7 protein-coding genes are annotated in these 13180 nt (G+C 45.6%); all 7 read left to right on the top strand.

Going from position 1 to position 13180, the window contains the following annotated elements; translation table 11 throughout:
• Positions 1 to 75 precede the first annotated feature (75 nt).
• Positions 76 to 2061 carry a glucosamine-6-phosphate deaminase gene (locus DWY79_RS00935; protein ID WP_005861744.1) on the top strand — a complete coding sequence of 662 codons (1986 nt, stop codon included), beginning with the start codon at positions 76 to 78 and terminating at the stop codon, positions 2059 to 2061.
• Positions 2062 to 2219: 158 nt separating this feature from the next.
• Complete coding sequence (locus DWY79_RS00930; RefSeq protein ID WP_122368704.1) at positions 2220 to 2786, top strand: RNA polymerase sigma-70 factor; 567 nt, start codon at positions 2220 to 2222, stop codon at positions 2784 to 2786.
• A 65-nt stretch (positions 2787 to 2851) separates the two neighbouring features.
• Positions 2852 to 3892 (top strand): FecR family protein, encoded by a 1041-nt coding sequence (locus DWY79_RS00925; protein ID WP_199705176.1) that lies wholly within the window; start codon positions 2852 to 2854, stop codon positions 3890 to 3892.
• Positions 3893 to 4136: 244 nt separating this feature from the next.
• Positions 4137 to 7397, top strand: coding sequence for a TonB-dependent receptor (locus DWY79_RS00920; RefSeq protein WP_233563924.1), 3261 nt, complete (start codon positions 4137 to 4139; stop codon positions 7395 to 7397).
• Between the two features lie 33 nt (positions 7398 to 7430).
• Complete coding sequence (locus tag DWY79_RS00915; protein ID WP_009018572.1) at positions 7431 to 8945, top strand: RagB/SusD family nutrient uptake outer membrane protein; 1515 nt, start codon at positions 7431 to 7433, stop codon at positions 8943 to 8945.
• Between the two features lie 163 nt (positions 8946 to 9108).
• Positions 9109 to 10494, top strand: a complete 1386-nt coding sequence (locus DWY79_RS00910) for an SGNH/GDSL hydrolase family protein (protein WP_227154485.1) — start codon at positions 9109 to 9111, stop codon at positions 10492 to 10494.
• 67 nt (positions 10495 to 10561) lie between these two features.
• Positions 10562 to 13129 carry a glycoside hydrolase family 38 C-terminal domain-containing protein gene (locus DWY79_RS00905; RefSeq protein WP_122368700.1) on the top strand — a complete coding sequence of 856 codons (2568 nt, stop codon included), beginning with the start codon at positions 10562 to 10564 and terminating at the stop codon, positions 13127 to 13129.
• Positions 13130 to 13180 lie beyond the last annotated feature (51 nt).

Raw genomic sequence — 13180 nt, 5'->3', positions numbered from 1 at the left:
CGTATGGCGAAATCAGTACTTATTTCATATATTTGTGATTCAAGTAAGATTGTAATACTAAATCAATAATTAAACATGAAAACGAACCTTAGTTCTCAAATTACTCTGACGCGTATACCGTTGCGGTATTATCGCCCGGAAAATGCTTTCGAGCATTCAGTTTTAACCCGTTTGGAAAAGATTCCGACAAACATTTATGAATCGGCCGAGGAAGGTTCTTTCGCTATCGCTAAAGAGATAGCAACACAAATCCGTAAAAAACAAGATATTGGTAAGCCCTTCGTGATCGCTTTACCCGGCGGACGTTCTCCGCTAAGCGTTTACAAGGAGTTGATCCGTATGCATAAAGAGGAGAAATTAAGTTTCCGCAACGTGATTGCTTTCGTGGAATATGAGTTCTATCCATTGGCTAATCCCAGCGCCGGAAATCTGGCTCGCCTAAAAGAGGAGTTATTCGATCAGGTCGATATCGATCCTGCGAATATCTATTGCCCGGACGGAAGCATGCCGAAAGACGCTATCCTAGATTTCTGTCGCCAGTATGAGGAGACGATCCAATCCGTGGGAGGTATCGATTGCATGTTGCTAGGTATCGGTAACTCCAGCAATATCATGTTCAACGTGGGTGGAACGACGATCAGCTCGCGTACCCGTATGGTCTTGTTGGAAGGCGCTTCCCGCAAGGAGGCGGCCCGTACGTTCCCTTCGCAGGAGAATGTCCCGGCAGGTATCATCACGATGGGTATCTCTACGATGATGAACGCCCGCAGCGTGATCTTGATGGCTTGGGGCGAGGATAAGGCTAGCATTGTCGCTAAGACCGTTGAGGGCAAGGTTAGCGATGCCGTTCCTTCCAGCTATTTGCAGAATCATCCGAACGCCAAGGTCGTGATCGATCTTTCAGCCGCTTACGACTTGACTCGTATCAGCCATCCTTGGTTGGTGACTAGCTGCGAGTGGGATAATAAGTTGATCCGCCGTGCGATCGTTTGGTTGTGTCAGTTGACGGACAAACCGATCTTGAAATTGACAAACAAGGATTATAGCGAGCACGGATTGGGTGAGTTGTTAGCCCTGTATGGTTCGGCGTATAATGTAAATATCAAGATATTCAATGATATCCAGCATACGATTACCGGATGGCCGGGTGGCAAGCCGAACGCCGACGATTCCAATCGTCCGGAGCGTGCTAACCCGTATCCGAAGAAAGTGATCGTATTCAGTCCGCACCCGGATGATGACGTGATCTCCATGGGCGGTACCTTGCGCCGTTTGTGCGACCAACATCATGATGTGCATGTGGCTTACGAGACTTCCGGTAATATTGCCGTAGGCGACGAGGAGGTAATCCGTTATTGCGAGTATTTGCGTGATGTATGTGAGAAATACTCTCCCGACTCGGCCGTGAAGGATAAAGCGAACGAGATCATCAACTACCTGCGTTACGAGAAGGTGGAGAACGGCGAGCCGGAGCGGAAGGATGTCCTCTTTATGAAAGGAACGATCCGTCGGGAGGAGGCCCGTCACGGTTGCCGCTACTCGGGCGTGAAGGACGATCATGTTCATTTCTTGGATCTTCCGTTCTACGAGACCGGATTAGTGAAAAAGAATGATTTGAGTGAGGTCGACAAGGATATCGTAAAGGCCCTGTTGCTTGAGATCAAGCCGGATCAAATGTTTGTCGCCGGTGACTTGGCTGACCCGCACGGAACCCACAAGGTTTGTCTGGATGCCGTACTGGCCGCTATCGACGAGGTGAAAGACGAGGAATGGATGAAGAACTGCCGTGTATGGATGTATCGCGGCGCGTGGGCAGAATGGGAAATGGATCATATCGAGATGGCCGTACCTATCAGTCCGGAGGAGTTGCGCTTCAAACGTAACGCTATCTTGAAGCATCAATCGCAGGCCGAGAGCGCTCCGTATCTGGGTGACGACGAGCGTTTGTTCTGGCAGCGTGCCGAAGATCGCAACCGTGCTACCGCGGAGTTGTATCGCCAATTAGGTTTGGCTTCTTATGAGGCGATCGAGGCGTTTGTACAATATATCCCGTTGAGATAATATCTAGCGATAGAATAATCTGAAAGCCCTATCTGATTAAGTTCGGATAGGGCTTTTTGTTTTTGTGTTATTTTTTTCGTGTGGGCGTAAGTAGATCTGTTTCTATGATCGTATATAGATAAAGGAGAAGCCTTGAACTGTCTAATATAATACAAGAAATGTCCACATTGAGCATGAAAGACTATATTATTAAGAACCATGAGTTAGATAAATTTAAATTATTATATCTGGAGAATGCCCCCAGACTGATCTTTTATGCCTCGAAATATGTGGATAGCGATACGGCGGAAGATTTAGTGCATGATATATTCATCAAGATCTGGCAAAAGAAAGAGATTTATTCCGTGGAAGAAGGCTTGAAGACATACCTATTCCGTTCCGTTCAAAATGCTTGCCTCGATTACCTAAAGCATAAATCAATAGAAAAGACTTATGCGGATGAGGTTGCTCGTAGACTAAAGATAGAGGAGATAGATTATTATAATCAGTCGGATGCGGCGGAGCTGGAGAAAGAGCGTCTGGACTCCGTTTACCGGGAAATAGCCAAGTTACCGGACAGATGCCGAGAGGTTTTTACGTTGGCTTATGTGGACGGGAAGAAATCAGTGGAGATCGCAGGAATGCTAAATATCTCTCAACGTACGGTAGAGGCGCAACTCTATAAAGGATTGAAGATCATACGGAATGTGTTGGCGCTTCTGGCACTGATTTTATTTTTTAGATGAAAATACGGTAGAATACGTAAGTAAAAAGAGGGAACCGGTCGTATATATTATAAATGAAACAGAAAATGGAATCTAATAATTCGATAGAAGAACTGATCATACGCTATTTGCAGAACGAGATTCAAGAGGATGAACTTCGGGTGTTGGATGCTTGGATTCATGAGAGTGACGCTAATAAAGCCCACTTCTTTGAGTTTAAGGGGCTTTTTGACACTCGGAAAGAAGTGGCGTTCTTGAACCATTATTCCGTGGAGCGTAGTTGGGAGCGAATGGCTGGAAAGCTGGATGCGATCTCTGGCGTATCTATGAAATCCAAGGTCCTTGGCAAACAGTTCTGGCTTTCATTCTTGAGATATGCGGCGATTATCGTAATCGCTATGGGAGTAGGTGTGGGTATGAATCAATGGATAAGCAATCGTTTATATGCCGGCGATACGGAATATAACGAGATCGTAGTGGAAAAAGGCGGACGTGCGAACACGCTATTGCTATCCGACGGCAGCAAGATCATACTCAATGCTTCCACCCGTTTAAAATACCCCATCTCTTTTAATGGAGATGAGCGTGTGGTTCATCTGGAGGGTGAGGCCTATTTCGAGGTTGCGAAGAATCATTCGAAACCTTTCATCGTAAAACTAAAGAACCAACAAATCACGGTACTCGGAACCTCATTCAATATACAGGCTTTCAACGATGATCGCTTTAGCATCACCACCTTATTAAGTGGTAGTATCCTGTTGGAATCTTTTGACGCTCAAGGACGGAAAATGAGTAGCATGAAGCTAAAGCCGAATCAACAAGCCCGGTCGGATAACCGGACCGGCTCTATTTTCTTGTCAGAGACAGATGCCTCGATCTCGAACGCTTGGGTAGGAGGGAAATATCGTTTCAAGGATGAGACCTTAGTTTCTATCGTAAAACGTATGGAGAATTACTATGGGGTAAATATCCGCTTGGCGCATGACAGTCTGCGGAACATCCGCTACACAGGAACCTTCTCCTTGGATCAAGGTATACAAGAGGTACTAGATATTATTAACTCGGAGAAACAATTCACTTTCACGAAAGACGGAAAAGATATCCTGATATCGGCGAGGAGCAAATAACAAAATAATAGATGTATAACCTTAAACATTCGAATTGCCTATGACAAATACCTGATCACAAAAAAGAATCGGGACTGACACCACTCACCCCCGATTCTTAGACGTTCATTATTCGTTTAATCACCTTTATCGCTGTCCTCTAAAAAGTAGCGAGCAAGGTAAGTCATTAATAAAAAACAATTACAAACTTATGGAAAAAGTCTGGAATAGCGATGAGCTATTGCCTAAAAAAATTAAATCAATCATGAAGATCACATTGCTTTTTTTAATACTGGGTATATTGCATGTCTCGGCGGATACCTATGCGCAAAAAGCTCAAGTTACGGTAGAAGTAAAGAACGGGACGTTCTATGATGTCGTCTCGGAGATTGAGAAACAGACCGAGTTCATGTTTTTCTATAAGAGCGAGGATATCGATAATAGTAAGCAGGTGGATATACAGGTGAAGAATCGCCAAGTCACCGACGTGTTGAATGAGTTGTTGAAAAACACGAACTTGACCTACCGCATATCAGGTAAGCACATCACGATCTTGAAGAAAGACGCCGTACAGCAACAAAAGAAAAAGATCTCCGGTACCGTTACGGATCCGGATGGCATACCGGTTATTGGGGCCAATGTTGTGATTAAGGGTACGACGGTCGGTACCGTTACGGATCTGGATGGAAAGTTTAGCTTGGATGCGGCTAATAACGATATCCTGTCATTTTCCTATATCGGCTATGCGGAGCAAGAGATCGAGGTAGGGAATCGTACACTGTTTAACGTGAAGTTGGCCGAGGATTATAAAGCGCTTGAAGAGGTCGTCGTCGTTGGATATGGTACGATGTTGAAACGAAACTTATCAACTTCAGTGGGTTCCGTAGACTCGGAGAAGTTATTGGAGCGCCCGAATGCCACGAACGTATTCCAAGGATTGGCCGGAAAGGTAGCGGGTGTTAATATCGCCTTAAATTCTGGTGCGCCGGGTGGTAGTCCTGCGATAAAAATCCGTGGTATCGGTTCTTTGAATTCTTCCAATACACCGCTATATGTGGTCGATGGTGTGGTTGGCGTGGATCCGGACCAGATTGATCCGAATATTGTCCAGTCTATCGATATCTTGAAAGACGCAACTTCCTCTTCTATTTATGGTGCGAGAGGTGCGAATGGCGTTGTGGTGATAACAACAAAGGAAGGTAAGAAAAATACGACGAATATCTCGTATAATACAGTTCTGTCAGCAGGAACGTTAGCTCGTAAGGTCGATGTCTTGAATGCGGAGGAGGCTTTGGATGTATTCAAGCGTGCTTATGAGGCTCAACCGGGACGTATCGCTCCCCATATGGATCCGAGCAATATGTTTACACGTAAGAATGACCTGTTCAATCCGGACGGGACTCCGAAATATGATACGGACTGGCAGGATGCCGTAACCCGTACGGCTTTTTCTCATCAGCATTCACTTAGTTTCTCCGGAGGAAGTGATAAGCTGACCGCTGTGGCGAATGTAAGTTACAAAGATAATCAAGGTATAATGTTGGAGACCTATAAACGTCAGTTGAACGCATTTATCAATGTCGGATGGGATTTGAAAGAATGGTTTCATTTACAGGCCATGTTGAATGTAGGATCTAGTAATGCCCGAAACTCAGAGAATGCGATCTCTCGGTATACATTGGAAGCATTACCGTTCCTTCCGGTTCAATATGAGGATGGTACCTATTCCCGTAAAGGAGATTATCCAGGTGCGGAAGATACGGAGAACCCCGTGAGGATTTTAAAAGAGCGTAAGAATATCGATAAGAATCAGTACACGTTGGCTAATGTGATCGGTACGTTTAAAATTACCTCTTGGTTAAAGTTAACGACTAGCTTCAGCCGTCAAGATGGTTCTTATATCAATTCATCTTATAACCCGAGTACCTTATTCGGCTATGGAGATACTCAAAAGGGTAAAGCGGAGAAAGCACATCGAAATACGATGTCGTGGACGAATGAGGACTACTTGACTTTTGATAAAAGCTGGAATAAGCATAACTTGAATGTCGTAGCGGGAGCTAGTTGGTATTACTCAAAAACAGAGAAAAGCGAGCTAGGGGCCGAGAATTTCTTCGATGATTATTTTGAGTATAATAATATGGGAGTCGGCACCGTACGTTCTAAGGTTGGCTCAGACTATACGGATAATAAGATGAATTCTTACTATGCCCGTATCAACTATAATTTTGACAATCGTTACTTATTGGGCGCTTCTTTCCGTGAGGATGGTTCTTCTCGTTTTGGCTTGAATAACCAATATGGTTTCTTTCCTTCATTCTCGGCCGCTTGGCGTGTATCCAATGAGAATTTCTTCGAGAACGCAAAAAAGGTGATTGATGATATGAAAGTCCGTTTGAGCTACGGTACGGTGGGTAACGCAGAAATCGGTGATTATGCGTCTATGGCACGTTATGAGAATAAACGCCTTCCTTTTGGCAAGGATATGACGACGATCGTTACGTTGAAAAGTATGGCAAATCCGGATTTACGCTGGGAGAAATCCAGACAACTTGACGCGGGTATCGATTTGAGTTTCTTTAATGGGCGTATCGAGTTTATGGCGGATTATTATCATAAGATTACGACTGATTTATTGTATGAGCTACAATTGCCTTCTAACTCAGGATATGAGAAGACTATGACAAATTTGGGTAAGATCCGTAATCAAGGTCTTGAGATGAGCTTGAATACACGCAATATCCAAAGCCGTGATTTCTTATGGACTACCTCTTGGAATTATACGATGAACCGCTCGATGGTACTGGATATAAATGATAATATTATCGGTAAGTGGGGAGGACGCATTGAAGAGGGACATCCTTTAAATGCTCTTTACGGCTATGTTCGCCTAGGTACATGGGGTACTGATGAGGCGGAAGAAGCCGCTAAGTATAATAAGAAACCCGGCGATATCAAGTATTGGGACAAGAATGGTAATGGAATGAAGGATGGCGAAGACCAAGACTATATCGGAAATGGCGCTCCTAAATTCGAGATGAATATGACAAATACATTCTCGTGGAAAGGCTTCACGTTTATGTTTGATTTGCAATGGGTATATGGTAATAAGTTGATTAACTTCACTCGCCAGTTGATGGGTAACCGTGTGACATTCTCCAATGCTTATGCGGACATTCCGGTGAACGCTTGGACGCCGGAAAACCAAAACACGATGGTGCCTAGCTTGCGCCTTCCGGGAGATGGATATGAGAATGACGTAGATTCTTGGAGTTGTGAGCCGGGTTCGTTCTTGCGTTTACGTAATATCGGCTTGAAATATGACTTTAGTTCCCGTATGCTTTCTGCCGCTCACATCAAGAGTTTATCCTTGGGATTCAATGTGGAGAATGCGTTCTTGATTACGAACTATTCTGGTAGTGATCCGGAGGTGACGAGTTATGATGCCGTATTTGAGCAAGGAGTGGATTTTTATACCTATCCCAAACCTCGTACGTATTCATTTACTTTAGGTGTTAATTTCTAATTGTTTAATCTTTACTTCGTAAAAAACTAAGATATGAAAAATAAAGCGCATGTATGGATGTGTGGCTTGCTTTCTGCGACAATGGCTTTTACATCCTGTACGAATTTTTTAGAGGAAGACCCGAAAACCTTCTTGAGTCCTTCTGAATATTATACGACAGAGAACCAGATAAAGGCGGCTGTGGATGGCACTTATGACGGGCTTGATGATCTGTTGAGTTCCGACCTCGAGATTGCTACAGTTCACCTTTTTAACTTGGAATATCTTGTAGGTACTAGTTATCGTCCTCGTGCGGCCGGTAATGAGCAGAACCAGTTCTTGTTGCTTTCCGGTTTGGAAGAGAGTAACGGCATTATTCGTAACTTCTGGAAGGCTACTTTCTTTCCTTTGGAAAATTGTAATAGCGTGATTCAAAATGTTTCCGCTACGGATATTATTAGCGAGAGCCAGAAAGCGAAGTATCTGGGAGAGGCTTATTTCTTGCGGGCATATTACTATTTCCAAGGGGTACAATTATTCGGGGATATCCCGTTGAAGACGGAACCTACGGTAGACTTGAATACGGTGAAGATCCCCAGGTCTCCTAAGGAAGATATTTATAACCAGATCGTGGAAGACTTGAAAAAGGCGGAGCAGTCCGGGCTGGATTGGAGTGATAAAACAGGCCATGTCTCTATGGGAGCGATCAAGACCCTTTTAGCTAAGGTTTATTTGACAATGGCAGGTTATCCGCTTCAAAAAGGAAATGAGTATTATCAATTGGCTTACGAGAAAGCCAAGGAGGTTATTGATAGTGGAGCCTTTAGCTTGTTCGCTGATTATAAGGATTTGCGTGCGTCAGAGAACGAAAATAGTGGTGAGCATATTTTTATGATCCAGCGTGAGGCGCAAGATGCCGGGGCTCCTTTCCATTTTGGCCTTTTGCCTTATCCGGAACAACCGATTTCCATTACTCCGGCTTATGGGGGTGGTTTGGCTCCTCGTAAAGAGTTTTATGAAAGTTATGATGACCAAGATATTCGTAAACGGAATGAGGAGTTTTTCTATACTTCTAAACCCAAATATGGTGATCCGGAGACAACGATTACTTTGGATGTTCCTTATTTATGCAAATATTGGGATGAGAATGCCGAATCTACAGGAAAGAGCGGGGCGAATATTCCGGTTTACCGTTATGCGGACGTTCTATTAATGTGTGCGGAGGCAAAAGCTACCTTGGATGGTGGATCTACTTCCGACGCTATAGCTGTGGATGCTTATTTCCAAGTTCGTCACCGTGCGTTGCCCAATGAGGCGAGACCGACTTCAATCACGGTTGATCAAGTATTGAAAGAACGTGCGTGGGAACTCTGTTATGAGTTTACAGGATGGTATGATATGTTGCGTACTCACCGTGCGTTTGATCCGGTTTCGAAGCAAATGGTTGATTTATTCGGCTATCAGGCGGTTAATCATACGTATCCGTTTAAAGAATCGGATTTGGTTTTCCCGGTACCTTTGCGTGAGAAAGAACTGAACCCTCTGCTTGGTGAGGATGTCGTTCGCTAAAAGTAAGCGGGCGATTCTCTAGACTAGAGGTGTGTGGAAGGATATTACTATCCGTAGTAATCCGGATTATTATCCATGATAAATACGATTACTATTGATAGTAATATTTTTTAACACGGTATATATTATTCATCACAGAAAATTAGAGAAGAGAGAAATAGAGATGAAAAGATATGTTTTGTTTGTCTGTTTGCTTTTATCAGGTCTTGCAGGAGTATATGCTCAGTCGATAGCTCCGTTTCAGAAAGGAGATCGGATCGCCTTCGTGGGAAACAGCATTACTTGCGGTGGGCATTATCATTCATATATCTGGCTGTATTATATGACCCGTTTCCCGGATCAACGCATCGATATCTTTAACGAGGGAGTAGGTGGGGATGTAGCCGAGATGATTTACCAGCGGTTGGATAAGGTTTTCGAACATGAGCCTACGGTGGTGACGCTATCTTTTGGCATGAACGATGTCGGCTATATGGATTTTCGGAAGCCGGGGGCGGATACGATCGCCCGGAACCGGGTAGAGAAAGCTTGCCGGGATTATGCCCTTATCGAGGAGGTCTATAAGAAGTATCCGGAGGTGAGGAAAATCTTGATCGGAAGCTCTCCTTATGACGAGACTTCTCGTTTCAATAAGGTCGCTTTCCCGGGGAAGAATACGCCAATCTTGGAGATCGTGGATTTCCAGAATGCCCGGGCCCGGGAGAATCAATGGGGATTCGTGGATTTTAACCGCCCGATGGTAGCGATCAACCAATGGGAGCAAGCGGAGGATTCCATGTATACCTTATGCGGGAAGGATCGTATACATCCCTCTACGGACGGGCATCTGGTCATGGCTTATCTCTTCTTGAAGGCGCAAGGTCTGGCCGGTAAGCCGGTAGCCGATATCCGGATAGACGGAGCGGGGAAAAAGGTGACTCGCTCGGATAATTGCCGTGTCTCGGATTTGTCTGTTTCCTCGGATAACCTTACTTTTACGTACGAGGCGAAATCACTTCCGTATCCTATCGATACCTCTTATTATGATAATGAGAAACATACGCAGGCAGATGCCTTGAGTGTTATCCCTTTTATGGATGAGATGAATTATGAGGGATTGTCCGTGAGCGGTTTGTCGGATGGATATTACGGGTTAACGATCGGTAGGGAGTTTATCGGTCGTTTTACGGCGAGGGAGTTGGAGCGAGGCATCAATATGGCTCTTCTTCAGAATACCCCGCAGTATAAACAAGCGATGAAGATCCGCCAGATGAACGAGGAACGCTGGTTGAAAGAGCGTAAGATGCGTGAATTTTATTGGGTGGAATATAACTTGATGCGGAAGACGGGCATGCTTTGGGCCTGCAACGAGGCTGCCGTGGACACCTTGCGCAAATACCGTCCCCACGACATCTTCTTGCAATGGAACGGCGACCTTTGGCTACAATACATGCACAAGGGGATTCGTGAGGATTGCGTGAATGAGCAACAGGATCTGGTTAACCAGATCTATGAGCAAAATAAACCAATCCCCTTGCGAATAGAGATCAAGAAATTTACAGACTTGTAGAGACGGGGCGTGCCCCGTCTCCCACCGACTGGAAGTATTCTAAATGTGAATTAATAGTACATATTATATGAAAAAGAAACTAGCGATATTCGTATTAAGCCAATTCTTGTTGGCCGGTTGGGCAGATGCCCAACAAGCCTATTTCATCGATGGCTATCATGGCGGTATCTACGGGCATTACCCGGTGGGGCAGACCGCCTTTATCGCCCAGAAATTAAGGCAGAATCCCAACTGGAATATCAATATCGAGATCGAGCCTGAATCATGGGAAGTCGTACGGCAACGAGACCCTGAAGGTTACGAGGCTTTCAAGCGCTTATTTAAGGATCAATCCGTGGAGAGCGGGCGGATCGAGTACGTAAACCCGACCTATGCCCAAAGTTATTTCTTCGGGACATCCGGCGAGAGCGCTATCCGCCAATTCGAATATGGAATACGGCTGATCCGGAAACATTTCCCCGAGGCGGTATTCACCACCTATTCGGCGGAGGAGCCTTGCTTTACCAGTTGCCTGCCCTATATATTGAAGTCATTCGGCTTCTCGTATGCCTCTACTAAGAACCCGAATACGATGTGGGGTGGCTACGTAAGCGCCTACGGAGGTGAGTTGGTGAATTGGGTAGGGCCGGATGGTACGAGATTTACCACCGTCCCCCGTTACGCCTGCGAGGATTTACAACCCGGCTCTTGCTGGCAATCCATCTCGTGGTTCAATACGAAGGACTACATCCATAAATGCTTGGATACCGGTATTCAGCACCCGGTCGGCATGTGTATCCAAGATGCCTCATGGAGCCATGGTTGGGATAAAGGCCCTTGGCTGGGACAGGATACGACGGGCTATTATACGCCGACCGCCTATAAGACTTGGCGGAATTATATCCAAGACTGTTCCGTCGGGACTACTCAGGATGATTGGCATTTCTCGCAAGAGAATGTCCTAGGTGGCTTGATGTGGGGAACGCAGGTCATGCAGCGTTTGGCCGGAGAGGTACGGGTAGCCGAGAACGCTATCGTCCGTGCGGAGAAAATGGCGGCTTACGCTCGCTTATACAAAGGCATGGAATGGCCGACTGAACGTATCGATGAGGGATGGCGCACGCTTCTATTGTCGCAGCATCATGATTGCTGGATCGTTCCTTACAATCGATTACAAGGGAAAAAGACATGGGCGGAGACGGTTACGGATTGGACTGGGGTGACCAATCAAAACAGCCGTCAGATAATTGATAACGCTTTGTCCTTATTGAAAGAAAAGGAAGGTGAATCCACGGTGTACGTATATAATACCTTGGCTACCGACCGGAATGAATTGGTGGCGGTGGAAGTTCCCGTCTCATGGAGAAACTCGGATTGGGTGGTTCTTGATAAGCAAGGAAAGAAACAACCGGCTCAATGGTTGACGGAAGACGGCATTTCAAAACTCTTGTTTCGTGCGCAAGTCCCCTCGGCCGGTTATGCCTCTTATGCGATCCGGAAGGCAGAGGATAAACAGTCTGGAACCTTGAAGGCTGAGAGACAGAAAGACGGTACGTTTCGCATGGAAAGTGATTTATACACCTTGGTGCTAAACCCCTCTAAAGGAGGTGTAATAGAAAGCTTGAAAGCGAAAGCCGTACGAGGCAAGGAATTCGTGGATAACCGGAATGAACGTGGGTTCAATGAGCTTCGGGGATATTTTATCGACGAGGGTGGTTTCCTTTCCAGTATGGATCAACCGGCTGAGGTGAGCGTGTTGGAGCAAGGGCCCTTATTCGTGAAGGTAGCTGTGAAAGGCAAGATCGGAAAGTATTCATTTACCCAAACGATCCGGTTAACGCAGGGAGAGCCTCGCATCGATATGAGTGTTAAACTGGATTGGACAGGAAACCCCCGTATTGGTGAGCCGGGTATCGAATTCCGTGCGGATAATCCTCGTAAGTCATTCTATGACGACCGTTACAAACTTCTGGTATATCTGCCTATCCAGATCGCCAACCAACAGATTTATAAGGACGCTCCGTTCGATGTTTGCGAGAGCCGGTTGGAGAATACCTTTTTCAATCGTTGGGATAGCATCAAGCATAATATCATTTTGAATTGGGTGGATGTTACGAGCAAGGATAACTCTTGCGGTCTGTCATTATTCACGGATCATACGACCAGCTATGCGCATGGTAAGGATTTCCCATTGGCCTTGAACGTACAATACGCCGGTAAAGGCTTGTGGGGCCGGGATTATATCATAGACCGTCCGACCGAGATCTCGTATGCCTTGATCCCTCATGCCGGAACTTGGGAGAAAAGCCGTATTTGGACACAAAGCGAACGACGCAATGAGCCTTTGGTCGCGACCTTGGGCGGCGATGCTACCTTGACATCCGGTTCCCTTTTCCGGATAGAGAATAATGCCTACGAGTTGGTCTCCATGGTCTATAAAGGTAATGACCTTTACATCCGCCTATTCAATGCCCAAAGCGATGCCTCCCCTAAAACGATAACCTTCCAAGGACAAGACGTGAAAGCGAGCTTGGTGGAATTGGATAACCGTCTGGTTGAGGACTTAACTGTCACCGAGAAGAAAGGCGCCAGTTCAATGCGTCTTTCTATCCCTCGTTACGGGATAAGGACATTAAGATTAAGCTGTAAGAAATAATGGAACTATATTCTTCCCCGGTTGTAGAGGCATCGTGTGCTGTGTCTCTAC

The organism is Parabacteroides sp. AF27-14 (assembly GCF_003635425.1).
GTDB lineage: Bacteria > Bacteroidota > Bacteroidia > Bacteroidales > Tannerellaceae > Parabacteroides > Parabacteroides distasonis.
The sequence above is the reverse complement of the archived record's forward strand: the minus strand, read 5'-3'. Positions and strand labels throughout refer to the sequence as shown.